Below are 23984 nucleotides of genomic sequence, written 5' to 3' on the forward strand. Positions count from 1 at the left end.
CTTCAATTGTCAAAAAACAGAGAGCAAAGCAGCCCTCAAACCCACACAAAACCAACCCAAAACGACACCAAATCAACCCCACCAGCCACAAGGGCCAACAAGGCAGAAACGCCGCCATCCGGCAGATCCTGTCGGAAAACATTCAGCCAAAAAACCGGCCAAACACAAAAACGAAGAAAACCAGCGCCAGAAGCGCCGCAACCCCTCGTTCGATGAGCGCCTTATACGGCCCCACACCCAAAAACGTCAATCCTCAAAATGAAGGAAACATGACGGATAAGCGTAACCCGCTGAAATGGCAGCAGGAAAAATGGCGTCCACAAGCCCGCACCCAACCAAGCCTCCCCGCAAACACGCCAAAGCGGACGCCAAACAGGCGCACAAATGGGAGCAGCAAGGAGGAAAAATGGAGGGAATGTGGAGAATAGGCTCGGCAATGATTTGGGACACCCATGCGACGTCTCGCGCGCGGACATGGCAGCAGATGCGCGGGACACGCCCGAGCATGACGAATGAGGGGCGGACAGGTGAAGACGGCGGCGGCGCGCGATCGAGTTCGCTCTTCAAGCGATGGCAGCGACCTCGCATCTCTGGATGTGTGCCTTGTCACGGAGGGGCGCGGAAATAGGACAACCGTCGCTGCATCCACTATCCCGGTAGTTTCGTCCCGTTCGAGGATGGGAGCTATTCCAGGGACCGCAGGGCCTTCACAGATCGAGACGGCGTCTGGTGGGCTACGGCCGGCCGGGATCCTGAGACGCTTATCCCTCCAATAGGACGCGCCACCGGACAGATATGCATTGGGCGACGCGTCCCATACGCGCACCAGCTTCAAACAGCGGTCATCGCCTTGATCTTCTCCTTAGGCTGCGCATAGCTTGACGGAGACGGTTTTCGCTTGAAGCCGCATAAGGCGGCCGGTAAATATTTACCTGGATTCGGCGGCCGCCCGGATTTCGCACAAGCCAGATGAGCATGCATGGTCACGATCAAGGAAATTGCCAAGGCTGTGGGCGTCTCTTCCGCGACCGTGTCGCGCGTGCTCAATTACGATCCAGCGCTGTCCATTTCTCCAGCCAAGCGCCAGGCGGTTATCGAGACGGCGGAGGCGCTGAATTATGCAACCCCACGCAGCCGGAAGGGTTTAGCCAGTCTGAGCCTTGCTCCCCTTCCCCTGGCACGCTTTGCCATCGTGCATTTTCTCCAATCGACGGAAGAGCTAGCAGACCCCTATTATATCGGCGTGCGGCTGGGGATCGAAGCGCGCTGCCGGGAGATCAAGGCCGAAATCGCCAAGATTTACCATGCGGATATGGCCGCCGATCCGCAGGTGCTGCAGTCCGTCTCCGGCACCATCGTCATCGGCAAACAATCGAACGACGTGATCGACTGGCTGGCCGCACAAGGACGGCCGCTGGTGTTTGCAGACTTCCTGCCGCCGTACGAGCGCTTCGACGGCGTGCATTGCGATCTGCCGCGGGCGACAGCTGATATGCTCGATGCGCTTGAAGCTGCCGGCTATCGGCGGATTGCCTTTATCGGCAGCCACGAACATCTGAATGGCGAGACCCAGCTTTACGGTGAGCGGCGATGCCGCGCCTATATCGACTGGATGACGGCTCACGATCTTTTCGACCCGTCGCTTCTGGTGCTTGGCGACTTCTGCAACAATGGCCAGAACCTGCGGCTGGAGGCGGGCTATGCATTGGCGCAGCAGGTGCTTGCCCTGCAGCCGCGGCCGGACATCGTGATGACCGCCAATGACAATATGGCGATCGGCGCTTACAGGGCGATCCGCGAAGCGGGGCTTCGCATTCCCGAGGACATTGCCGTCATCTCCTTCAATGACATTCCAGTCGCGCAGTTTCTGACGCCGCCGCTGTCGAGCCTGCGTATTCAAGGAGAGTACATTGGCGAGTCGGCGGTCGATCTGATGATCGAACGCCTGGCCGGACGCAGCTATACAAAAACAGTGACGATCCCCAGCGCCATGAGCTGGCGCGAAAGCTGCCGCGCGCCAGGCTGAGCCGGCACGAACGCCCCCGATATCCAAGAATATTGCCCGTGGTTTCGAAGCGACCGAAACCGCCTTCATGCCGCGCGAGGCCGCGACATCGCGCGCAGCATACACGCTGCGAAATGCTCTTCGCAGGTGCAATAAATATTTACTAAATTTTTGTTGCGCGTCCGCGCAAATTCGGAAATAGTCCTTGCCAGGACGGGGTTGGAGCCGTCCGAAACGAGCGACATCTGGAGGGACGTCCATGATACATTCAACGCTGAGGGCGCGTTGCGCCGCCGTGCTGCTGGCGGGCGCCAGTCTTCTGGCTGCATCCGCCGCCTTTGCCGGCGAGATCAAGGTCTGGTGCTGGGACCCGAATTTCAACGTGGCGATCATGAAGGAGGCCGGGGAGCGCTATGCCAAGGATCACCCGGACACCAAGGTGACCGTGATCGATTTCGCCAAGTCCGACGTGGAGCAGAAGCTGCAGACAGCGCTCTCGTCCGGCACGGCTGACGGCCTGCCCGATATCGTGCTGATCGAGGATTACGGTGCGCAGAAATATCTGCAGTCTTTCCCGGGCGCCTTTGCCGCCATGTCCGGCAAGGTCGATTATGCCGGTTTCGCACCCTATAAGGTGAAGCTGATGACGGTGGAGGGGCAGGTCTATGGCATGCCCTTCGATTCCGGCGTGACGGGGCTTTACTACCGCAAGGATTATCTGGAGCAGGCAGGCTTCAAGCCCGCCGATCTCGAAAACATCACCTGGGACCGGTTCATCGAGATCGGCAAGCAGGTGACGGAGAAGACCGGCAAGAAGATGATCGGCATCGACGTCAACGATGCCGGCTTTACCCGCATTCTCCTGCAATCGGCTGGCCGCTGGTATTTCGACAAGGACGGCAATCTCGACATCGCCAAGAACCCGGCGATGAAGGCGGCGCTCGAAGTTCAGCAGAAGATGTTCCGCGCCGGTATCCACCGCCCCGCGTCCGGCTGGACCGACTGGGTGAACGGCTTCACCTCCGGCGACGTCGCGGCCATCACGACCGGTGTCTGGATCACCGGTACGGTCAAGGCACAGGCCGAACAGTCCGGCAAATGGGGCGTTGCGCCCATTCCGTCCTTGACCGTCGAGGGCGCCACCCATGCGTCCAATCTCGGTGGCTCCAGCTGGTATGTCACCGAGAATTCCAAGGTGAAGGACGAGGCGATCGACTTCCTCAACACCATCTTCGGCAAGGATGTCAGCTTCTACCAGAAGATCCTGACAGAGCGCGGTGCCGTGGGCTCTCTGACGGCTGCCCGCACGGGCGAAGCCTATAATCTGGCCGATCCCTTCTTCGGCGGCGAAAAGGTCTGGCAGCACTTCTCCGATTGGCTGGCCAAGGTGCCTCCGGTCAATTACGGCGTCTACACCAACGAGGTGGATGCGGCCGTGAATGCCCATCTGCCGGAGCTCGCCAAGGACGGGGTCTCGGTCGACAAGGTTCTGGCCGAGATCGAGTCCCAGGCGCAGGGCCAGATCCAGTAAGGCACCCGGTCAGGCGCGGCACCTCTCCTTTCATGGGGTGGCAGCCGCGCCATCGCCCCGATCTGCGCGGTGTGGGTCGACGCTTGGCGTCCTCCAGGCGATGAGCCACGGTGATCGCGGTCGTGATCCCGCCGATGGTCATGCCCGGGCCTGTCCCGAGCATCGGCAAGGATCGAGTCTTATTGACGCGAGTAGATCCTCGGCACAAGGCCGAGGATAACCGCTCATGAGCAGCCAGGTCACTGCTCCTTCAAACCCTTCGCTGCTTATTGTCCCAAGGATGATCATGCCGCTGCGGAGGACGCTGCGACGTGCTGCCTAATTATATGGAATTGCCCGAGGTCGCCCATGGCACTCTCTTTTTCCCAGACCTCCCGGGGCCGCGCCGGCGCCCGAAGCGCCAGTCTCAATGGCTGGCTCTTCACCGCGCCGGCGCTCGCTCTGATCGGTCTGTTTCTGGTCTATCCGATCCTGCGCTCGCTGGTTCTGTCCTTCTATGCTGGCAAGGGCATGATGCTGAAGCCGGCAGGCTTCTCCAACATCGTCAGGCTCTGGAACGACCCGATCTTCATCAAGGCCCTGGTCAACACCACCACCTTCTTCGTGGTGCAGGTGCCGATCATGATCCTGCTGGCGCTGGTGCTGGCGGCGATGCTGAACAGCGAGCGGCTGCGCTTTGCCGGGCTCTTCCGCACCGCGATCTTCCTGCCCTGCGTCGCCTCGCTGGTCGCCTATTCCGTGCTGTTCAAGGGCATGTTCGCCGCCGATGGGCTGGTCAATTCGACGCTGATGGCGATCGGCCTGGTCGATCAGCCGATCGGCTGGCTGACGGACCCGTTCTGGGCCAAGGTCCTGGTGATCATCGCGATCACCTGGCGCTGGACCGGCTACAACATGATCTTCTATCTGGCCGCGCTGCAGAACATCGACAAATCGATCTATGAGGCCGCCCGCATCGATGGTGTGCCGGCCTGGGCGCGCTTTGCCCATCTCACCGTGCCCATGCTCAAGCCTGTCATTCTCTTCACCACGATCATCTCGACCATCGGCACGATCCAGCTGTTCGACGAGGTCTATACGCTGACGGAAGGGCGCGGCGGACCGGCGGATTCGACGCTCACCCTGTCGCTCTATATCTACAATCTCACCTTCAAATACATGCCGAGCTTCGGCTATGCGGCCACGGTTTCCTACGTGATCGTCGTGATGGTGGCGGTGCTGTCCTTCCTGCAATTTTACGCCGCGAGGGACCGGGCATGAGCATGGCTTCCACCGCCACACCGGCCGGCGCACCGGCACTGCCCTTCCGCAGGATCCTGGCACGCGCCGGGCTTTATCTGACGCTGTCCATTGCCGCCTTCCTGTCGGTCTTTCCCTTCATCTGGATGCTGATCAGCGCCACCAATTCCTCCGGCGACATCATCCGCGGCAAGGTGGCCTTCGGCGACCAGTTCTGGATCAACCTGACCAATTTCATGAACCAGGTCGATCTGGCGCTGGTCATGTGGAATTCGTTCAAGGTCGCGATCCTGTCGACGGTGCTGACCATCGCAGTCTCCTCGCTGGCCGGCTACGGCTTCGAGATGTTCCGGTCAAAGATGCGCGAGCGGCTCTATTCGCTGGTTCTGCTGACGCTGATGGTGCCCTTCGCGGCGCTGATGATCCCGCTCTTCATGATGATCGGCAAGGCCGGGCTCATCAACACGCACCTGGCGATCCTGCTGCCGACGATCGCTTCAGCCTTCATCATCTTCTATTTCCGCCAGGCGACCAAGGCCTTCCCCACCGAGCTGCGCGATGCCGCTCGCGTCGATGGCCTGAAGGAATGGCAGATCTTCCTGTTCATCTATGTGCCGGTGATGCGCTCCACCTATGCGGCGGCCTTCGTCATCGTCTTCATGACCAGCTGGAACAACTATCTCTGGCCGCTGATCGTGTTGCAATCCAACGAGACCAAGACGATCACCCTCGTCGTCTCGGCACTCGGTTCGGCCTATTACCCCGATTTCGGCATGGTGATGATCGGCACGATTCTCGCCACCCTGCCCACCCTCATCGTCTTCTTCGTCATGCAGCGCCAGTTCGTGGCCGGCATGCTCGGTTCTGTGAAATAGGATGTCGACTATGCGTCAGATGGAAAGCTTCAATGCCGGCTGGACCTTCCGCGAGGGCTTCGATCCCGCCGCCGTGGGTTCGCGTCAGTCCGGCGAGACCGTGCGCCTGCCGCACAGCGCGGTCGAGCTGCCCTATAATTATTGCGACGAAACCAGCTATCAGAAGGCCTTCACCTATCAGAAGCTGCTGAGCTATGACGGGCGTTTCGATGGCCGCGAGGTTTCACTCGTCTTCGACGGTGCGATGGCCGACAGCGAGGTCTTCGTCAATGGCGAAAAGGTCGCCGCCCATCCCGATGGCTATACACCCTTCGAAGCGCGGCTGACGCCGCATCTCAAAGCCGGCGACAACCTGATCACGGTGAAGATCGACGGCTCCGAAAATCCTGCCATCCCGCCCTTTGGCGGCATGATCGACTATCTCTGCTATGCCGGCATCTATCGTGACGTCTGGCTGAAGGTGACGCCGAAGCTTTCCATTGCCAATGTGAAGATCGAGACACCGGATGCACTCGCCGACACCAAGCGCGTCACTGCCCGCGTCGATCTCGTGGCCGCCGACGGTGTTGCCGTGGCCGGGACCATCAAGGTGACGCTGACGGATGCGAAAGAGGCCGCCATTGCCTCGACCGAGGTGCCGGTCGCCGGGCTGCAGACGCTGGTGACGATTGACGGCCTGACCGGCCTGTCGCTCTGGGATATCGATACGCCGACGCTCTATCGGCTGACCGTGGAGCTCGAACCGGAGACCGGACGGGATACGGTTTCCAGCCGCTTCGGCTTCCGCACCGTTGAATTTACCCCGACCGGCTTCCTCTTGAACGGCAAGCCCCTGAAGCTGCGCGGCCTCAACCGCCACCAGGCCTATCCGCATGTCGGCTACGCCTTCGGTCGGCGCGCGCAGGAGCTCGATGCCAACGTGTTGAAATTCGAGCTGGCCTGCAACATCGTGCGCACCTCGCATTATCCGCAGGCGAAAAGCTTCCTCGATCGCTGCGACGAGATCGGCCTCTTGGTGTTCGAGGAAATCCCCGGCTGGCAGCACATCGGCGACGAGGCCTGGCAACAGGAATCGATCCGCAATGTCCGCCGCATGATCGAGCGCGACTGGAACCACCCCTCGATCATCATCTGGGGCGTGCGCATCAATGAAAGCCAGGACAACCACGCCTTCTACGCCGAGACCAACCGCTTGGCGCATGAGCTGGACACGACCCGCCAGACCGGCGGCGTGCGCTTCATCACCAATTCCGAGCTGCTCGAAGACGTCTACACCATGAACGACTTCATCCTCGGCCAGGAGGAGATGCCGGGCAACAATCGCGGCCGCGTGGTGCTGCGCGATCGGGTGGAGACGACCGGCATCGCCCGGCCGATCCCCTATATGATCACCGAATATAATGGTCACATGTATCCGACCAAGCGCTTCGATCAGGAGCAGCGCCAGGCCGAGCATGTGACACGCCACCTGCTGATCCTCGACAAGGTCGCGAGCGAGGAAACGATTTCCGGAAGCACCGGCTGGTGCATGGCCGATTACAACACGCACAAGGATTTCGGCGCCGGCGACCGCATCTGCTATCACGGCGTACTCGACATGTATCGCGAGCCGAAATTTGCCGCTTACGCCTATGCCTCTCAGGGCGATCCGCGCAAAAAGCCGGTGCTGAAGCCCGTGACCTATTGGGCACGCGGCGAGCGCAATATCGGCGGCGTGCTGCCGCTGATCATTCTGACCAATTGCGATTATGTCGAGGTCGCCTTCGGCGACGCCGCGCCCAAGCGCTTCGAGCCCGACCGCGCCACCTATCCGGGCCTGGCGCATCCGCCTGTTATCCTTGACGAGCGCAATGTCGATCCGAAGGAATTCGGCACCTGGGGCCGTGTCTGGCGCGAGGGCACGATCACCGGCTATGTCGATGGCAAGGAGGTCATCCGCGTGATGCTGCCGGGCGATCCCCTGCCGACGCGGCTGGAGGTGGCGCCTGACGACACCAGGCTCAAGGCGGGCGAAAAAGACGCGGTGCGCGTGATCCTGCGCGCACTCGACCAGGGCGGCAATCCCCTGCCCTTCTTCGACGATCCGGTGGCGCTGACGCTCGAAGGCCCGGGCCGCATCATCGGGCCGGCGCTCGCAAGCTTCAAGGGCGGGGTCACCGGCCTCTGGGTCGAAGCGGGCGATGAAGCGGGCACGCTGACGTTGACGGCGCGTTGCGCGCCGTTTGGCGAGCAGACCGTCAGCTTCACGGTCGAGGCGTAAGGGAAAAGCCATGGCGGATGTTCGGCTTCAGGGCGTTAGAAAGACCTTCGGCGTTCTCGACGTGATCAAGGGCGTGGACCTCGATATTCGCGCCGGCGAGTTCGTGGTTTTCGTCGGCCCATCCGGTTGCGGCAAATCCACGCTTCTCAGGATGATCGCCGGGCTGGAGGATATCAGCGAAGGCACGCTGACGATCGGCGGGCAGCCGATGAACGATGTCGATCCCTCCCAGCGCGGGATCGCCATGGTGTTCCAGTCCTATGCGCTCTATCCACATATGACCGTGCGCGAGAATATGGGCTTTGCGCTGCGTTTTGCCGGCATGGGTAAGGACGAAATCGCCAAGCGCGTGGCCGCCGCCGCGCGCATTCTCGAACTCGAGCCGTTGATGGAGCGCAAGCCCAAGGCGCTTTCGGGCGGCCAGCGCCAGCGCGTGGCCATTGGCCGGGCGATCGTGCGCAATCCGCGCGTCTTCCTGTTCGACTAGCCGCTCTCCAATCTCGATGCCGAGTTGCGCGTCCACATGCGCGTGGAAATCGCCCGGCTGCACAAGGAATTGAAGACCACCGTCATCTATGTCACCCACGATCAGGTCGAGGCGATGACGCTGGCGGACAAGATCGTGGTGCTTCGGGCCGGCGCGGTCGAGCAGGTCGGCGCGCCGCTGGAGCTTTATGACGATCCCGCCAATCTCTTCGTGGCCGGCTTCATCGGCGCGCCGCGGATCAATGTCTTTACCGGCCAGGTGAGCGCTCGCCTGCCCGGCGCCGCCGAAGTGACGCTCGACGGCTTCGCCGATCGTCGGCTGAGCGTGCCCGTCAAGGGCGAGGTGCCGGCCGAGGGCACGGAGATCCGGCTGGGCATCCGGCCCGAACATCTGACGGAAGGCGGCGCCGAGACCTTGCCGATCGAGATCGACATGTTCGAACATCTGGGCGGGGAGACCTTCGCCTATGGCCGCTCCCGCTCGGGCGAAACCATCATCGTCTCCACCCGCAACGGCCGCCACCTCAAGGCCGGCCAGGTTCTGGAGGCGGGTTTCGATCCGCAAAAGGCCTTGCTGTTTGCTGCCTCAGGCGAACGCATCCGCTAGGCACATCGCGAATACCGGCTCGTTCAAGGCGAACCGGTCGAGCGCAGCGGCGCCCTCACGCCTCAGCGCTTCGGGCGGAAATGGCGCGGGGGCTTGCCATAACGGGCCTTGAAGGCGGTGGTGAAGTGGGCGGAGTCGGCAAAGCCGGTCTCCTCCCCGATGCTCGATATCGACAGCGCCCCCTGCTCCAGCAGCACGCGCGCCCGGCGCAAGCGGGCTTCGAGGATGAAGTGCTTCGGGGTCATGCCAAGCGTCGAGCGAAACAGGCGGGAAAACTGCCGGGCGGACAAGCCAGCAGCCCGCGCCATTTCGCTCGGCGACACATCGCGCCCATGGCGGCTTTCGATCAGCGCCACCGCCCGCGCGATCCGGGGATCGTCCATGGCCAACGGGCGCTCGCTATGGACCTCCGCGCCAGTACGACGAGACGCCGCTTCATCATCCGACTCATCGTCCTCCCCTTGCAACGACGCATCACCCGCGGCCATATCGGCTTGCGCCGGCCAAGGGTTGAGGCCGATAACCTCAGCCAGCTTCCCTGCCGCTTCCACGCCCAGGCGGCCTGCCATAAACGGCATCAGCCAGGAGAGGATGGCAAGGCCGCCGCGCATCGTCACCCGTCCGCCGTCTTCCAGCACATGCGCGTCGTCCATGACCGTGAGGCCGTGGAAGGCGGCGTGGAACGCGGCACCGTCTGCCGGATCGAGGCAGACGCGGCGCCCGGCAAGCAGTCCTTCCTCCGCCAGCACGAAAGCGCCTGCGCCGACCGCGCCGATGAGCACACCCGACGTCGCGACGATCCGCAGATAATTGGCCATGGTGGGACACGGCGCTTGCCGCCAGGAATGAGGCCCGGCCAGAACCAGAACCGCGTCGAAGCCGGCCGGATGAACATAGGCGGTATCCGGCGTCACCACCGTGAAATCCCCCGCGACCGCATGCAGGCCGGGTTGATCGCCAAGGATTGCCAGCCGCATCTCGCCGGCGCCCAGAGCCGAGGCGGCGAGCAGCGTTTCGCGCAAGGCCGCCAGCGCGAGCGTGGAAAAGCCGGGCCAGAGCAGAAGGCCGATGGCAAGCGCCGGCCGCTCACAGCCGGGTTCGACCAAGCTACGCGACCAGACCGCATCCAGCCACTGCACATAATCATCGCTGGACAGCAGGTCCTCGCCGCGCCCTTCCGCTTCTTGCGTCGAGCGTTGCGTCTCGAGAAGACCAGGCAGATCTAACGACGGGTCCGCAACAGGTTTTGTTCGAGCCGCGCCGCTCGCCGGCACCAGACCCGCATTGTCGATGCCGTCGCCGAAAGTGCGTTCCATCATGTGTCAGTCCTGCCCCGGATCGGCGTGGACGCCAGCCAGCGTCCCTCGTCGCGTATCAGCGCCCGCCGAAAGCGTCCGGCGTTGCGCTTGGCGTTATCAGCCACTGCTTGTCACGCATGCCGATGGCGCAGTTGAGCAGAAAACGCTGCGTCAGGCGCCCGGCATCATCAGCTTCGCATGCCCAAGGCACAGGCAGATGTCAGTCAAATCGAACACAGACGGATCTTGCGCGCGATGCGGAAGGTTTACCGCTTTCTACAACCCTATTCGACTTTTCGAATGCGTGCAATTGCAGGCGCAGCCTCCCGCGTCGACCGAGACAGACAACACAACAGGCAAGAGAACAAAATCACAAGATTTCCTTTGATGATCACGACATAATTTGTTATATCTCACCCCAGGATAGTGACCCTCTTGTGGAGCCCTAACATCACGCATGAAGCGGGAAGAGCGTAAACAGGCGATTGTCGACCTTCTGATCGAGAAGCGGGTCGTCGATCTCGACGACCTGGCTGAACGCTTCTTCGTCTCGCGGATGACCGTGCACCGGGATCTCGACGATCTCGAGCAGGCTGGCCTTCTGCGCAAGGTGCGTGGCGGCGCGACGATCGAGCCGGGAACCCGCTTCGAGAGTGATTTCTCCATCCGCGAATTGCAGGAAACCGGGGCCAAGCGCGCCATTGCCAAGGCTGCGCTGGACGAGGTGGAGCCCGGCATGAGCGTGATGATCAATGACGGCTCGATGGCCGCCTTGCTTGGGACGATGCTGGTGGAAAAGCGGCCGCTAACGGTGATCACCAACAATGCCGCCGTTCTGGAAGCCTTGAAGACGGCGCGCGACATCACGCTGATGGCGCCGGGCGGGATCTATTCCGCGAAATTCAATGCCTATCTCGGCCTGTTGGCGGAAGAGGCTCTGGCAGGACTTTCGGCGGATCTCGCCTTTATTTCGGCTCCGGCCGTTTCCGGTGGCGTGGCCTATCATATGGACGAAGCAGTGGTGCGCGCCAAGCGCGCGATGATGGGGGCCGCGCGGCGGCGCTGCCTCCTCGTCAACCACCGCCGTTTCGGCCGCACGGCGCTGCATCGGCTTGCGGGAGTCGATGCCTTCGAGGCGGTGATTACTGACCGGACGCCGCCGGAAGATGTCGCCCAAGCGCTTGCCGAGGCTGGGGTCGCTCTCCGTGTGGCGCCGGGCGAAGGAACAGAGGCCGCAAGAATGCCTGGTTAGGTGAGTTTATCAAAGGGGCGTGAATCCCGCCGTGGTGATGGTCAGGGGATTTTTGCTCAAGCTCGACGACGGCGGAAAGCAGGGCAAGGTTCGTCACGAAGCGAGCGCCTGCTCAGCAGGCGAGAGCGTCGAGCCAGGCATCGGCCTTCGCGACAGAAAAGAGGGGCGCGCAGATCGTGGCGCGCCGGACATGCCGCAGCGCCAAGGCCCCAGTTCGGCCTCGCGGGCGGGTAGGAGGAGGATAGGAATATGACGCAGACGGAACGCCAGATCTGGATCGGCACCAGCTGGAAGATGAACAAGACGCTGAGCGAGGCCCTGACGTTTGCGGAGACCTTGAAGGCTGCACATGCGCGGATTGATCCGCGCATCCAACCCTTTGTCATCCCGCCTTTCACGGCCGTGCGTGAGGTGAAGGCGGCACTGGCGCAAACGCCGGTCAAGGTCGGCGCGCAGAACATGCACTGGGAGGATCGCGGCGCCTGGACGGGCGAGATCTCCCCCATGATGCTGGTGGATTGCGGGCTGGATCTGGTCGAGCTTGGCCATTCCGAGCGGCGCGAGCATTTCGGCGAGACCGATGCGACGGTGAACAAGAAGGTGAAGGCCGCGCTGCGCCATGGGCTGACTCCGCTGATCTGCATCGGCGAGACGTTGGAAGATCGCGAAAGCGGCCGGGCGGCCGAAGTGCTGGGGCGTGAAGTGGAAGGCGCGCTGGCGGGTCTGACACCCGAGGAAGCAGTGCAGCCGATCCTGCTGGCCTACGAGCCGGTCTGGGCAATCGGCGAGAAGGGCATTCCCGCGACGGCCGACTATGCAAATGCACGCCAGGCGGAAATCGCCGCTGTGGCCCGCGGCCTGCTGGGCCGGCATGTGCCCTGTCTCTATGGCGGCTCCGTCAACCCCGAAAACTGCGCCGAACTGATCGCCAGCCCCGACATCGACGGCCTCTTCATCGGCCGATCCGCCTGGCAGATCGAAGGCTATCTCGACATTCTCGCCCGCGTCGCCGCAACATTTCACCCCCGTTGAACCCGAAGCAAGTCAAGGCCTTCTCGCCCGATCGAAAACCCAATGCCGGTGCGGGACCGACAAGGCCAGGCAAAGCGTTTCACCTGATAGAGCCAGAGGATAAGACCATGAAAATCGCAGTAGCCGGAGACAGCGCAGGCGAAGGCCTTGCCAAGATTCTTGCCGACCATCTGAAGGACCGTCACGACGTGCAGGAAATTTCCCGCACCGATGCCGGACCGGACGCCTTCTACGCCAGCCTTGCCGATCGCGTCGCCTCGGCCGTTCTCGATGGCACCTATGATCGCGCCATCCTGGTCTGCGGCACGGGCATCGGGGTTTGCATTTCCGCCAACAAGGTGCCCGGCATCCGCGCGGCGCTGACGCATGACACCTATTCTGCCGAGCGTGCGGCCCTGTCCAACAATGCCCAGATCATTACCATGGGTGCGCGCGTGATCGGCAGCGAGGTGGCCAAGGCCATCGCCGACACCTACCTCGCAAATAGCTTCGACGAAAACGGCCGCTCGGCCGGCAATGTCGACGCGATCAACCAGGTCGACGCCAAGTATCACAAGGCCTGATCGGGCCTGACACCGAATGACGGCGGCGCTCGACGCACGGACACCGCCGTCTTCCTCGGCATGAAGGACATCAGCCTAGCCGAGCACGAGAAGGCCTCGCGGAAGCGTGCTGATCCGTTCCGCCCCGGTCTGGGTGATGAGGAACATGTCCTCGATCATCAGCGCGCCCAGCCCTTGTCCGTAGAAGGGCGCTTCCAGCGCGACGACCATGTTCGGCGCCAGCACTTCGGTGCTATCAGCCGAGAAGAACGGCCATTCCTCGATACCGACGGCGGCACCGACCGAGTGACCGAAATGTCCGCGATCATAGCGGCTGAGCCCCTGCCGGCGCACGGCCGCCTGCATCGTGGCGTGAACATCCTTGAAGCGCATCCCCGGCCGCAGCGCGGCAACGCCCGCCTCGAAGGCCTCTTCCAGCGCGCCGAAAACGGACAGCGCCACTGGCGACGGCGAACCGAAGCAATAGCTGCGTGCGCCGTCGGAGGAATAGCCATCTACCAGCGTGCCCACATCCGCCTTGATCAGCGCGCCGCGCTCAACGCGGGCCTTGAGATCATTGAGATCCGGGCCGACGGAGATGTAATCCCAGGTGCCGCTGAGCGAAAAGCCACCCTGCGCCGCAGCCTCGGCCGCGCCGGTCTTCCAGGCCGCGGAAAGAGCCGCGCTCTCCACGCCATCCGAGACGGCCTGTGCCATACGGATCAGCCCGGCTTCGGCGGCGGCGGAGGCCTGGCGCAGCCGCAGGATTTCGCCCGGGTTCTTCACCGCACGCAGCCGCCGCAGGCAAAGCGAGCCATCCGTCCAGATTGGCGATGGCACTGCTTTTGTCAGCGCGGCGAAATCGGCGGCCGGCATAAAATCGAGATCGACGCCTATGCGCGCGCGATCAAGGCCGCGCGCGCGCAGCAGATCGAACAGCAGGGCGAAGCAGGTGTCGCGATCAAAGGTCTCGGGGCGGGGCGTCCGTGCGCTTTCGTCTGGATAGGCAGCGTTGATCTCGTCCAGGCTGGTCACGGCGCCAAGATCGATCTGGTCGATCCAGATGCGATGCGTTCGAAGATCGACCTCAGGCGCCATGCGGGCAATGGTGGGAGCCGCGTGATCGCTGGCAATGGCGGCGAGCTTTTCGCCCGGATCGGCCGGCACCAGCGCAATCGCCGCTCCGGCCCGCCCCCACATGGTTGCCACGCCGGCCGGCGCACCGATGGCATATCGAAAGGCCTCGGGCTGAAACAGGACCAGCGCGTCGAGTCCTTCTGCCTGCATCAGCCGCTGTGCGTGCCCACGATCGATCTCGCTCATGCTCTCGAACTCCTTTTTTCAAAGGCTTAGCCGTATAGGTATAATGATGCAAAGCGTGAAAAAAATTTTCAAGAAGGCGCTCTCAAAGCGTAGGAGATTTCCTTCTCGTGCGGCAAAATCTTGGCAGACGCCCTTCCTGAGATTGGCCGAAGCTCTATGCTCGCTTGCTGAAAGGCCGAAAGGCCATATGTGAAAAGGTGGCATGGATGAGCAATTTGCGGGGCGGCGAAATCTTGGGCAAGGGCATGAAGGCGGCAGCCATGGCGACGGCCATGATGCTGGTGACGCTGGCGGGCGGCCAAGCGGCGGCCGCGGATTTCGATCCGGATGCCACCATCAATATCGGCTCGCTCTACGAGCCGCAGAATCTGGACAACACGGCGGGCGCCGGCCAGGGCTTGAACGAGGCTTTCAACGGCAATGTCTACGAAGCACTGTTCAGCCTGGCCGATGACGGCACGGTGCAGCCGGCACTGGCCAAGGACACCAAAATCAGCGAGGACGGGCTGACCTACACGTTCGCCCTGCAGCCGGGCGTGACATTCCACTCAGGCAAGGCACTGACCTCGAAGGATGTAAAATTCTCGATCGAGCGCGTCACCTCGGCGGATTCCAAAAGCTCGCGCAAGAACAGCCTGAAGCCGATCACCTCCATCGAAACGCCTGATGATTCGACCGTCGTCATCAAGCTGTCGAGCCGGTCGATCTCGCTGCCCTACAATCTCAGCTATGTGTCAATCGTCAGCGAGACAGCGAAGGATCTGACCTCGAAGGAAGACGGTACAGGTCCGTACAAGCTCGCCAGCTGGCGGCGCGGCTCGGCGCTGGCGCTGGCCCGCTTCGATGGCTATTGGGGCGCCAAGCCCTCGAATGGCGATGTGGTCTTCCACTATTTCACCGAGGCAACGGCGCTCAACAACGCGCTTCTGACCGGTGCCGTGGACATCATCACCTCCGTGCAGAGCCCGGACTCGCTCGCGCAGTTCAAGGACAACAAGGACTTCACGGTCGCCGAGGGCAAGTCCACCACCAAGCTCCTGCTTGCCTATAACGACCGCGTGGCCCCCTTCGACAATGTGAAGGTGCGCAAGGCCTTGGCGCGCGCGGTCGACGATGCGAAGCTGCTGAAGGCGGTCTGGGGTGATTACGGCACGCTGATCGGCTCCTTCGTTCCGCCGACAGACCCCTGGTATGTGGATCTGACGAAAACGGACGCGTACGATCCCGAAAGCGCCAAAGCACTGTTGAAGGAAGCGGGCTATCCCGATGGCTTTAGCTTCACGCTCGATACGCCGAATTACGACCCGCATCCGATCGCCGCGCAGTTTCTGCAAAGCGAGCTGGCGAAGGTCGGCGTCAAGGTGAAGATCAACATCATCACCGCCAATGAGTGGTACACGAAGGTCTACAAGGCGCATGATTTCCAGGCGACCCTGCAGGAACACGTGAACCACCGTGACATCGTCTTCTACGGCAATCCGGATTTCTATTGGGGCTACAACAATCCAGAGGTCGTTGACTTGATCAAGCAGGCGGAAGCCAGCACAACGACCGACGAACAGACGGCGAAGCTCAAGAAGGCCAATGAGATCATTGCCGAAGACGCAGCCAGCAACTGGCTCTATCTCTATCCGCAGATCGTCGTCTCGGCGAAATCGGTCACGGGCTATCCGCTGAACGGCCTGAACGCCCAGTTCTACGTGTCAGGCATCAAAAAGGCGGATTGAGACCTCAATCCCAAGCTGCCCTTTGGCCCATCGACACCCGCCCGAGCTTTCGGGCGGGTTGCCTGTTTTTCGGGAGGCGATGATTTTCTCTTACGTTCTGCGCCGGCTGATCATTCTGGCGGTCTCCATCCTGGTCGCATCGGCGGTCCTTTTCCTGCTTCTGCGCCTGCTGCCCGGTGATCCGGCCAATGCGCTGGTCTCGATCGGGGCCGATCCCGAGCAGATCGAAGCTGCACGCCGGCAGGTCGGCTCCGATCTTCCCCTGCCGCAGCAATTCATCCAGTTCGCCGGCGGGCTGATGCGTTTCGATTTCGGCAATTCCTTCATCAGTCGAACGCCTGTGCTTCCGGAAATCGGCGCGCGGCTGTCGGTCACGGTGCCGCTGACGCTTGGCGCCTTCCTGCTCGCGGTGGTGCTCGCCGTGCCGCTCGGTATCATCGCCGCCGTCCGGAAGGCGCGGTGGTATGGCGGTCTGATTGCCGTTGTGTCGCAGCTCGGCATCGCTGTGCCGGTCTTCTGGATCGGCATCCTTCTGGTCACGCTTTTCGCAGTTCAGCTGCGGCTTCTGCCCTCCGGCGGCTTTCCGGCGCGCGGCTGGCAGAGACCAGAGGCCGCGATTACCGCGCTCATCCTGCCCATCGTCACCGTGGCGCTCGTCATGGCCGCTTCGCTGATCCGCTATGTGCGCGCCGCGACGCTCGATGTGCTCGGCAGCGACTATCTGCGCACGGCCCGCGCGCTCGGCGCTAGCTTCAGCGAGGCGCTGGTGCGCCACGGCATCCGCAATGGCGCGGTTCCGGTAATCTCCATTCTCGGCATCGAGCTCGCCTCCACCCTTCTCGGCGCCGTAGTGGTGGAACGGGTCTTCTCACTTCCGGGCCTCGGCTCCATGCTGCTTTTGGGCATCGAGCAGCGCGATTATCCCACAGTGCAGGCCGTTCTCTTCATCTCGACGCTGCTGGTGCTCCTCGTCGGCTTCGCGGCCGATATCCTGCAGCGGCTGGTCGATCCCAGGCTGCGCGGCGTGATCGGCAGCCGGCCATGAGCGACCTGGTTTCCCTCCCCGCGACGACCAGGACACGCGGTCCCCTACCGCGCGCACTCTTGGTCGGGCTTTTCATCGTCGGCCTGCAACTTGTCATCGCCCTGATGACGCTGGTTTGGACGCCTTACGACCCTTCTGCCCTCGCCGGTCAAAGGCTGGAAGCGCCCTCGCTCATCCACCTTGCCGGCACGGACCGGCTGGGACGCGATCTCTTCACGCTGATCATGATCGGCGCCCGCATCGCGCTCACCGTCGGCTGCGGCGCAATCCTGATCGGCGGGCTGATCGGGGTGACGATCGGTCTTGCCGCAGCTTTTGCCGCACGCACGCTGGACGATGTCTTCGCCGCCGGCCTCGACATTCTCATCGCATTTCCTACGCTGCTGATCGCCATGCTGATCGTCGCCTCCAGCGATGGCGCCAGCCTCTGGACGGCAACGCTGGCAATCGGCGTTGCCAACTCCGCGATCGTCGCCCGTCTCACCCGAATTCTTGGCAAGCGCGTTCTGGCGCTCGACTATATCACCGCCGCGCGGATCTCGGGATCCTCCTGGCTGTCGATCGTCTTTCGCCACGTGCTGCCGAATATCTGGCCGACGCTGATGGTCAATCTGGCGCTGCAGTTCGGCCTGGCGGTGATTGCCGAAGCCTCGCTCTCCTATCTCGGCCTCGGCACACCGCCGCCGAACGCCTCCTGGGGGCGGTTGTTGCAGGAGGCGCAGGCAACGGTCCAGACCGCGCCGCTTGGCGCCATCGCGCCGGGGCTGGCGCTGGTTGCGCTGGTGATCGGCATCAATCTCTTGGCCGATGGCCTGCGAGACCTGTCAGATCCCGCGCGGAGGTCCGCATGAGCGCGCTTGTTCTCGACATCGACCGGCTGTCGATCACCTCGGGCGCGCGCCGCCTTGTCGAGGAAATCAGCCTGCGCGTGGCGCCGGGCGAGCGTGTCGGCCTGATCGGCGAATCCGGCTCCGGCAAATCCTTGACCGCACTGGCATCGGTCGGCCTTCTGGCCGAGGGACTTGTGCCCTCGGGCTCGATTAGGCTTGGCGGCCATCAAGTGGTCGGCGCGGCGGATAGTGCCTTGGCCAAACTGCGCGGCGAAGTGGCCGCAATGGTCTTTCAGGAGCCGCTGACTGCGCTCGATCCTCTCATGCCCATCGGTCGCCAGCTGGCCGAAGTGGTGCGCCGCCATGCGCGGCGTAACCGGCATAGCATGGACCGAAGAAGTGTCGAACGGGCAGTGCTCGACCTCGTGCGGCAGGTCTCTCTTCCGCATCCAGACCGGCTGGTGCGCTCCTTCCCGCATGAAATATCCGGCGGCCAGCGACAGCGCGTCGCCATCGCCATGGCGCTCGCCTGCGAACCACAGCTTCTGATCGCCGACGAACCGACGACGGCGCTCGACGTAACCACGCAGGCGGAAATCCTGACTTTGCTGCGCGATCTCGTCACAGCCCGGAACATGGCCTTGCTGTTCATCAGCCATGATCTGCCCGTGGTTGCGGGCATCGCCGAGCGCGTCATCGTCATGCGTCAGGGCGCTATTGTCGAAGAAGGCACCGTAAGCCAAGTCTTTGCCAAGCCGGCCCATGCCTATACCAAAAGCCTGATGGCCGCGGCGCGCAGCTTCGACGACGCGCTGGAGATACCGAGATGATGCCGAATGCCCAGCCGCATGATGCAGCGCTGTTCGATGTCCGCGACCTGTCCTTCACCTATCCGCGCGGCCCTCAGGTTCTGAGCGGCATCAATCTTCGTGTGGAGCGAGCCGAAAGCCTTGGCATCGTCGGCGAATCCGGTTCCGGCAAGACCACGCTGCTGAAGCTCCTGCTCGGCCTCGCCCGGCCGAGCACAGGTGAAATCTTGGCAAGCGGACAGGTGCTGGACCCCGGCAACCGGCACGGCATGCGCACCTTTCGCCGCCGCGTGCAGGCCGTGTTTCAGGACCCCTATTCCTCGCTCGACCCGCGCCAGCGCGTGAGGGACATTATCGCCGAGCCGTTGCGCGCGCTGAAGATCGACGGCGATATCGACACCGCAGTTGCAAAGGCCCTGCAAGCCGTGGACCTGCCGGCTGATGCGGCCTGGCGCAGGCCGCACGCCTTTTCAGGCGGCCAGCGCCAGCGCATCGCCATAGCCCGCGCCATCGTTTCGCAGCCGGAGGTGATCCTGGCGGATGAAGTGGTCAGTGCGCTCGATCTGTCGACGCGGATCCGCATCGTCGCGCTGCTGCAGCAGCTTTCGGCCCACATCACCTTCATCATCGTCTCGCATGATATCGGGCTGGTGGCGGCCCTGTGCAGCAGGACGATCATTCTCGAGCACGGCCGGATCGTCGAAAGCGGGCGAACACGCGAGATCCTGGCGAACCCGCAGCATCCCTATAGCCGACGGCTGCTCGCGAGCATTCCGCGCATGCCGGCGGCACGGTAAACGCTGTTTCGATCACACAACGACATCTAATTTTGCAAAATCAAACAAATCGAAAGGGTTGCTGACCTAAAGTCCGGGCTTACCAGAGATTGTCGGGGCTTCATCCTTGATCCGTTTGTTGAAAAGCGAATCCGATGCTGTGCGCAGGGAGTTGGTGGCTGAGCTCGCCTATTCCATCATCCCAACCAGCATTTTGGGCGCGATCACGCTGATAATCGGTGTGTTTTCTGCCGCTTCGCTGGCACGGCCGTTGATCCTTGAGGCAACGATCGTAACGACGGTGATGTCGTTTCTGAAGGTTGCCGTCATGATCCTGCACAGGCAGCGAAACAAGACGGGACACGTGCTCTCCTCCGAATCGCTCCGATGGGAGATGATGCATGGCGCGCTGACCTTGGCCATGGCCGCCGGAATCAGCACCCTGGCGACGATGATCTTCCTCGCACCAGATCTTTCCCTCCAGATGCTCGCCACCGTCTTGATCTTCGGCTATGCGGCCGGCGTGATCACGCGCGTTTCCGTCCGGCCCGCGATTGCGGCTTCGGCGGTCATTACAGTGGGTTTCCCACCGATCGCGGCCTGTGTCCTGGCCGGTGACCGGCCGCATCTTATCTTGGCGGCGACCTTCCTGGCCTTCATTCTCGCAGGCATGCAAAGCGTCGTGCATGTTTATCGCACGGCAAAGCGCCAGATCGGGTTGAAGCATGACATGGCGGCCTTGGCGCAGCGAGACAGCTTGACGCGCCTGCCAAACCGGCTTGCAATCCGCGAGGCCTCCGACAATCGCGCGTGGCCCTCGGATCGAGCCATTGCACTGCATTGCTTTGATGTCGACGGGTTCAAGCTGGTCAATGACGCTTATGGTCATCAGATCGGCGATCGTCTGCTTGAGGCAATCGCCGATCGCTTGCGGGCCATCCTCCCTGAGGGCGTCATGGCCGCGCGCGTCGGCGGCGATGAATTCATGGTGCTGCAGCCCGGCCTATCGGACGAAAGGGAGGCTGAGCGCCTCGCCTACCGCTTGTTCGCCAATCTGACTGAGCCCTATGATCTCGATGGACGGCTGGTCCGCATTGGCGTCAGCATTGGCTATGCGATCGCGCCAGGCGCGACTGCGGATCGCGAAACCATGATCCGGCAGGCGGATGCGGCCTCCTATATCGCCAAGCGACGCGGCGGCGGCGTGGAATATCATGGTGCGGCCACACAGGATGCAGCGCATCAAAATTCCACCAAGCCCGCAGCCTCTCCAACGAGAGAGGCGGCGTCGTGCGATTCATCGCCGGCACATGCAGCGGCCGATACTCAACCTTGTGCTGCGTATCATTAAATTACGGAGAGAAGACCAAATCTCCACACCAGACGAGCGTGATCGAACGTTCGCTCGCCCTTTTCAAAACCATGCATTGGAATGTGAGGTTGGCTCTTGCCGGACCAAGGCAAAGAATTCCAATATCTGGCTCATCTGTCCTGGCTGGGCTCGGCACGCCTATGAAACGAGAGTAGATATCATGTAGTCGCTCGATTCCACGGGCGTCATAAGAGGTCTGGAGGCCTCTCACCATGGCAGAGACGACACCCCGCGTTCGGCCGACAGGCGCCACATCGACACTTGGCCGCACCGGTTTTCCTCATATCGTCTCGGCCACCGGCGGTGAAATCGACATCGTCACCGGCGCGAGCCAACCGGGCTTCAATCCGATCGATCTCCTCTATGCCTCGCTCTCGGCCTGCCTTGCCATGAGTGCGCGCATCGCGGCCGGCAAGCTCGGCGTTCTCGATCGGTTGGAGGGCGTGGAGGCGGCCGTGACGGGCGTTAAGGCGCCCGACGAACCCTCGCGCGTCCTGCGCTTCGAGATCACGATGCGCATCACCGGCGATCTGGATCAGCAGACCCGCGCGGCGATTGCGCATATGGCCGAAGACGGCATATGCACCGTCAGCAACACGATGAAGGCCAATCCCGGCTTTGCGCTCACGCTTGAGGAGTGACGCAGAGGCAGGGGTGGGAAGGCTCTGACGCCCATTGCCGAAGCATCGTCGCCTATCACTGGCGTCCGGCCCTTGTGACCACGCGGCGTTTCGAACACCAGGACTTCCTTGGTGCGCAATTCCATTCCCGGCTCGATAGCCAGTCCACAGAAACAGCAACGCCCGCCCGCAGGATCTGCGGACGGGCGTTTTTAAGCTTTCGGCTGTGATGATGCCGAGCGTCACTCAAGCTCGGCAAAACCGCTTAAACCAGCTGCTTGAAACCGTGCGCGAAATCAAAAACACCGCGCACTGGCTTCAAGTTTGGCGTTCATTGCTTCTTTGCCTACCGCAAGACCGCTCTACGGTCTCGCGGCGCAGGATTTAGCGCTTGTTGACGGCAGCGCGAGCGACGACGCGGATGTCGGTGCGGTCGATGCCGAGATCGTGCAGCTCGCGGTTGCTCATGCGGCCGAGTTCGCTGACGGTCTGGCGATACTGGCGCCAAGCGGAAAAAGAGCGGGTGAGGTTCATGGCGGTCTCCTGGTCACAATCCGGGTCCGGCCCCTTGGCCATCCCCTTGAGGTGGAGCCGTTCGCGGCCCCTTCATCGACCAGAGCGTCTCTCCTTCTTTCGAAGGGCTGCCGGAGGTTTCCCTCTCGACCAGCTGGCCCGCTCCGGCCTGTTCGATGAAGGCAATATAATCGTTTGAACCTGCCAGAAACCAGCGCTGATGCCTCAAGGCACCCCTGCGCTCAGCGCATGGATCGGCGCGCCCGGCGTTAAGCACCGGGTAAGCTCGGCATGGGTCAGCCGAGGGAGCAAGCCCCTCAGGCGATCCGAATGGCCACTGCCGCTGTCATAATAGCGTCAGAAAACCTCAGACAAACTGTAATAATCGGGGCCTATGAGGGCCGCGGGTCATCCGCGGCGAGGCGTCAGCCATCGGCGGAGGGACACCGAACCCTTTCCGAGAGGACGACGATGAAACATTCCGCTCTTCGCGCCGCACTGGCCGGCCTGTTTGCCGCCACCACGCTCGCCGCCGCCCCGGCCTTTGCTGAAAAGACCAAGTTCGAGTTCTGGCATGGCCTGTCGGGCGATCTTGGCGAGCGCGTCCAGGAAGCCTGCAAGAAGTTCAACGACAGCCAGGCCGATTTCGAGATCCTCTGCACCTCGCAGGGCGGTTACGACACGACGCTGCAGAACACCATTGCCGCCTATCGCGCCAAGAAACAGCCCGCCATCGCCCAGATCTATGATGCCGGCACGCTGGACATGATGCTGTCCAAGGCCTTCGTTCCCGCCAAGAAGCTGATGGCCGACAACGGCTACAAGATCGACTGGGACAACTACTTCCCCGGCATCGCCAACTACTATGCCACCGCCGGCGGCGAGCTGCTGTCCTTCCCCTTCAACTCCTCGACCGCCGTCATCTATTACAATATGAGCGCCTTCGAGAAGGCCGGCGTGACCGCAAAGCCGGAAACCTGGGAAGACGTGGCCGAAGCCGCCAAGAAGCTCAAGGCAGCCGGCTATGAATGCCCGATGGCTTTCAGCTTCGACCCTTGGCCGCTGATGGAACAGTTCTCCGCCATCCACGATCAGCCGATCGCCACGGAAGCTAATGGCTACAAGGGCCTGAACGCCGAGCTGACGGTCAACAAGACCAAGTTCATCGACGAGCTGAAGTTCTTCAAGAAGATGCAGGATGAGAAGCTCTTCGTCGTCAAGACCAAGCAGCTCGGCATGGATACGGTTCCGGCCTTCACCTCGCAGACCTGCCAGATCACCATGAGCTCGATCGCCGATCACGGCACGGTCGGCAAGACCCTACCGGAAGGTGTGAAGTGGGATGTCGGCATGCTGCCGGTGTTCAAGGGCACGGAGCGCAAGAAGTCGCTCGTCGGCGGTGCCTCGCTTTGGGTTCTCGCCGGCCGTCCGGAAGCCGAATACAAGGGCGCTGCCGCCTTCCTCAACTTCATCGCCCAGCCCGACATGGTGCAGTGGTGGTCGACGGTCACGGGCTATATCCCGGTCACCAAGACCGGCTTTGAAGCCATGAAGAAGAACGGCTTCTACGACAAGGCTCCTTATAAGGGCCGCGAAATCGCCATCGAGAGCCTGACGCTGACCCAGCCGAGCGAGAACACCCGCGGCATCCGGCTCGGCAACTTCACCCAGATCCGCAAGGAAATCTCGACCGCACTCGAAGCCATCTACATGCAGAACGCCGACATCCAGAGCACCATCGACCAAGCCGTCGAGCGCTCGAACCAGGGTCTGCGCCGCTTCGAAAAGACCTATGCCGGCGAAAAGCTGAATTAAGCCTCACCGCCCGATCCGGGCCTGCCT

Annotated in this window: 20 protein-coding genes and 1 pseudogene; 18 read left to right on the plus strand and 3 right to left on the minus strand. The window is 62.3% G+C overall.

All coding sequences use genetic code 11. The annotated features are described in order from the left end of the window. The 7 genes and pseudogenes from BMX61_RS24810 to BMX61_RS19440 form a co-directional block, all read left to right on the plus strand. The coding region (locus BMX61_RS24810) for a hypothetical protein (RefSeq protein WP_170854983.1) at positions 1-428 on the plus strand (428 nt) is incomplete at its 5' end. Between the two features lie 551 nt (positions 429-979). Beyond that, complete coding sequence (locus BMX61_RS19415; RefSeq protein ID WP_075629609.1) at positions 980-2026, plus strand: LacI family DNA-binding transcriptional regulator; 1047 nt, start codon at positions 980-982, stop codon at positions 2024-2026. Positions 2027-2264: 238 nt separating this feature from the next. Continuing rightward, on the plus strand, positions 2265-3536 hold the full coding sequence (locus tag BMX61_RS19420) for an ABC transporter substrate-binding protein (RefSeq protein WP_075629610.1): 1272 nt from the start codon (positions 2265-2267) through the stop codon (positions 3534-3536). A gap of 348 nt (positions 3537-3884) precedes the next feature. After that, on the plus strand, positions 3885-4796 hold the full coding sequence (locus BMX61_RS19425; protein WP_075629611.1) for a carbohydrate ABC transporter permease: 912 nt from the start codon (positions 3885-3887) through the stop codon (positions 4794-4796). Continuing rightward, positions 4793-5650, plus strand: a complete 858-nt coding sequence (locus BMX61_RS19430; protein ID WP_234794748.1) for a carbohydrate ABC transporter permease — start codon at positions 4793-4795, stop codon at positions 5648-5650. The genes BMX61_RS19425 and BMX61_RS19430 overlap by 4 nt, the downstream gene beginning before the upstream one ends. A 10-nt stretch (positions 5651-5660) precedes the next feature. Continuing rightward, positions 5661-7910 carry a glycoside hydrolase family 2 protein gene (locus tag BMX61_RS19435; RefSeq protein ID WP_075629612.1) on the plus strand — a complete coding sequence of 750 codons (2250 nt, stop codon included), beginning with the start codon at positions 5661-5663 and terminating at the stop codon, positions 7908-7910. A 10-nt stretch (positions 7911-7920) separates the two neighbouring features. Further along, positions 7921-9003 (plus strand): annotated as a pseudogene (locus BMX61_RS19440) (ABC transporter ATP-binding protein). A 62-nt stretch (positions 9004-9065) separates the two neighbouring features. Here BMX61_RS19440 and BMX61_RS19445 read toward each other — a convergent pair. After that, positions 9066-10322 carry a GlxA family transcriptional regulator gene (locus BMX61_RS19445; protein WP_083639627.1) on the minus strand — a complete coding sequence of 419 codons (1257 nt, stop codon included), beginning with the start codon at positions 10320-10322 and terminating at the stop codon, positions 9066-9068. Positions 10323-10758: 436 nt separating this feature from the next. On the opposite strand from BMX61_RS19445, the gene BMX61_RS19450 reads away from it, so the two are divergent. The 3 genes from BMX61_RS19450 to derI all read left to right on the plus strand — a co-directional run bounded on the left by BMX61_RS19450 (position 10759) and on the right by derI (position 13148). After that, positions 10759-11553 (plus strand): DeoR/GlpR family DNA-binding transcription regulator, encoded by a 795-nt coding sequence (locus tag BMX61_RS19450; RefSeq protein WP_075629613.1) that lies wholly within the window; start codon positions 10759-10761, stop codon positions 11551-11553. 249 nt (positions 11554-11802) lie between these two features. Beyond that, positions 11803-12585 (plus strand): triose-phosphate isomerase, encoded by a 783-nt coding sequence (locus tag BMX61_RS19455; RefSeq protein ID WP_075629614.1) that lies wholly within the window; start codon positions 11803-11805, stop codon positions 12583-12585. Positions 12586-12692: 107 nt separating this feature from the next. Then, positions 12693-13148: a D-erythrulose-4-phosphate isomerase gene (gene derI, locus BMX61_RS19460; RefSeq protein WP_075629615.1), complete on the plus strand. Its 456-nt coding sequence runs from the start codon at positions 12693-12695 to the stop codon at positions 13146-13148. A gap of 75 nt (positions 13149-13223) precedes the next feature. Here derI and BMX61_RS19465 read toward each other — a convergent pair whose 3' ends face one another. Beyond that, positions 13224-14450 (minus strand): M24 family metallopeptidase, encoded by a 1227-nt coding sequence (locus BMX61_RS19465; protein WP_075629616.1) that lies wholly within the window; start codon positions 14448-14450, stop codon positions 13224-13226. A gap of 245 nt (positions 14451-14695) precedes the next feature. On the opposite strand from BMX61_RS19465, the gene BMX61_RS19470 reads away from it, so the two are divergent. The 7 genes from BMX61_RS19470 to BMX61_RS19500 all read left to right on the plus strand — a co-directional run bounded on the left by BMX61_RS19470 (position 14696) and on the right by BMX61_RS19500 (position 21650). Further along, positions 14696-16177, plus strand: coding sequence for an ABC transporter substrate-binding protein (locus tag BMX61_RS19470; RefSeq protein WP_075629898.1), 1482 nt, complete (start codon positions 14696-14698; stop codon positions 16175-16177). A gap of 79 nt (positions 16178-16256) precedes the next feature. After that, positions 16257-17222: an ABC transporter permease gene (locus tag BMX61_RS19475; RefSeq protein WP_075629617.1), complete on the plus strand. Its 966-nt coding sequence runs from the start codon at positions 16257-16259 to the stop codon at positions 17220-17222. Next, a complete protein-coding gene (locus BMX61_RS19480) occupies positions 17219-18073 on the plus strand; it encodes an ABC transporter permease (RefSeq protein ID WP_075629618.1) in 855 nt (284 codons plus the stop codon). Before BMX61_RS19475 ends, BMX61_RS19480 begins: the two co-directional genes overlap by 4 nt. Further along, on the plus strand, positions 18070-18882 hold the full coding sequence (locus BMX61_RS19485; RefSeq protein ID WP_075629619.1) for an ATP-binding cassette domain-containing protein: 813 nt from the start codon (positions 18070-18072) through the stop codon (positions 18880-18882). The genes BMX61_RS19480 and BMX61_RS19485 overlap by 4 nt, the downstream gene beginning before the upstream one ends. Beyond that, the gene (locus BMX61_RS19490) at positions 18879-19658 is read left to right on the plus strand and encodes an ABC transporter ATP-binding protein (RefSeq protein WP_234794749.1); all 780 of its coding nucleotides are present in this window, start codon (positions 18879-18881) and stop codon (positions 19656-19658) included. The genes BMX61_RS19485 and BMX61_RS19490 overlap by 4 nt, the downstream gene beginning before the upstream one ends. A gap of 106 nt (positions 19659-19764) precedes the next feature. Next, the gene (locus tag BMX61_RS25405; protein ID WP_139198963.1) at positions 19765-20988 is read left to right on the plus strand and encodes a diguanylate cyclase domain-containing protein; all 1224 of its coding nucleotides are present in this window, start codon (positions 19765-19767) and stop codon (positions 20986-20988) included. Between the two features lie 233 nt (positions 20989-21221). Continuing rightward, positions 21222-21650, plus strand: coding sequence for an OsmC family protein (locus tag BMX61_RS19500; protein ID WP_075629621.1), 429 nt, complete (start codon positions 21222-21224; stop codon positions 21648-21650). 363 nt (positions 21651-22013) lie between these two features. Here BMX61_RS19500 and BMX61_RS19505 read toward each other — a convergent pair whose 3' ends face one another. Then, positions 22014-22163 (minus strand): DUF1127 domain-containing protein, encoded by a 150-nt coding sequence (locus tag BMX61_RS19505; RefSeq protein WP_075629622.1) that lies wholly within the window; start codon positions 22161-22163, stop codon positions 22014-22016. Positions 22164-22613: 450 nt separating this feature from the next. On the opposite strand from BMX61_RS19505, the gene BMX61_RS19510 reads away from it, so the two are divergent. Continuing rightward, complete coding sequence (locus BMX61_RS19510; RefSeq protein WP_075629623.1) at positions 22614-23957, plus strand: extracellular solute-binding protein; 1344 nt, start codon at positions 22614-22616, stop codon at positions 23955-23957. Positions 23958-23984: the final 27 nt, after the last annotated feature.

The sequence above is a fragment of the Xaviernesmea oryzae genome (assembly GCF_900109605.1).
In the GTDB taxonomy this organism is placed as follows: Bacteria; Pseudomonadota; Alphaproteobacteria; order Rhizobiales; family Rhizobiaceae; genus Xaviernesmea; species Xaviernesmea oryzae.

Excerpts from the sequence above, each read along its gene's own strand:
- BMX61_RS19430 (WP_234794748.1), top strand. The coding sequence starts at position 4,793 with ATGAGCATGGCTTCCACCGCCACACCGGCCGGCGCACCGGCACTGCCC.
- BMX61_RS19510 (WP_075629623.1), top strand. The coding sequence starts at position 22,614 with ATGAAACATTCCGCTCTTCGCGCCGCACTGGCCGGCCTGTTTGCCGCC.
- BMX61_RS19415 (WP_075629609.1), top strand. The coding sequence starts at position 980 with ATGGTCACGATCAAGGAAATTGCCAAGGCTGTGGGCGTCTCTTCCGCG.
- BMX61_RS19465 (WP_075629616.1), bottom strand. The coding sequence starts at position 14,450 with ATGAGCGAGATCGATCGTGGGCACGCACAGCGGCTGATGCAGGCAGAA.
- BMX61_RS19475 (WP_075629617.1), top strand. The coding sequence starts at position 16,257 with ATGATTTTCTCTTACGTTCTGCGCCGGCTGATCATTCTGGCGGTCTCC.
- BMX61_RS19435 (WP_075629612.1), top strand. The coding sequence starts at position 5,661 with ATGCGTCAGATGGAAAGCTTCAATGCCGGCTGGACCTTCCGCGAGGGC.
- derI (WP_075629615.1), top strand. The coding sequence starts at position 12,693 with ATGAAAATCGCAGTAGCCGGAGACAGCGCAGGCGAAGGCCTTGCCAAG.
- BMX61_RS19455 (WP_075629614.1), top strand. The coding sequence starts at position 11,803 with ATGACGCAGACGGAACGCCAGATCTGGATCGGCACCAGCTGGAAGATG.
- BMX61_RS19500 (WP_075629621.1), top strand. The coding sequence starts at position 21,222 with ATGGCAGAGACGACACCCCGCGTTCGGCCGACAGGCGCCACATCGACA.
- BMX61_RS19480 (WP_075629618.1), top strand. The coding sequence starts at position 17,219 with ATGAGCGACCTGGTTTCCCTCCCCGCGACGACCAGGACACGCGGTCCC.
- BMX61_RS19420 (WP_075629610.1), top strand. The coding sequence starts at position 2,265 with ATGATACATTCAACGCTGAGGGCGCGTTGCGCCGCCGTGCTGCTGGCG.
- BMX61_RS19490 (WP_234794749.1), top strand. The coding sequence starts at position 18,879 with ATGATGCCGAATGCCCAGCCGCATGATGCAGCGCTGTTCGATGTCCGC.
- BMX61_RS19485 (WP_075629619.1), top strand. The coding sequence starts at position 18,070 with ATGAGCGCGCTTGTTCTCGACATCGACCGGCTGTCGATCACCTCGGGC.
- BMX61_RS19470 (WP_075629898.1), top strand. The coding sequence starts at position 14,696 with ATGAAGGCGGCAGCCATGGCGACGGCCATGATGCTGGTGACGCTGGCG.
- BMX61_RS19505 (WP_075629622.1), bottom strand. The coding sequence starts at position 22,163 with ATGAACCTCACCCGCTCTTTTTCCGCTTGGCGCCAGTATCGCCAGACC.
- BMX61_RS19425 (WP_075629611.1), top strand. The coding sequence starts at position 3,885 with ATGGCACTCTCTTTTTCCCAGACCTCCCGGGGCCGCGCCGGCGCCCGA.
- BMX61_RS19450 (WP_075629613.1), top strand. The coding sequence starts at position 10,759 with ATGAAGCGGGAAGAGCGTAAACAGGCGATTGTCGACCTTCTGATCGAG.
- BMX61_RS19445 (WP_083639627.1), bottom strand. The coding sequence starts at position 10,322 with ATGATGGAACGCACTTTCGGCGACGGCATCGACAATGCGGGTCTGGTG.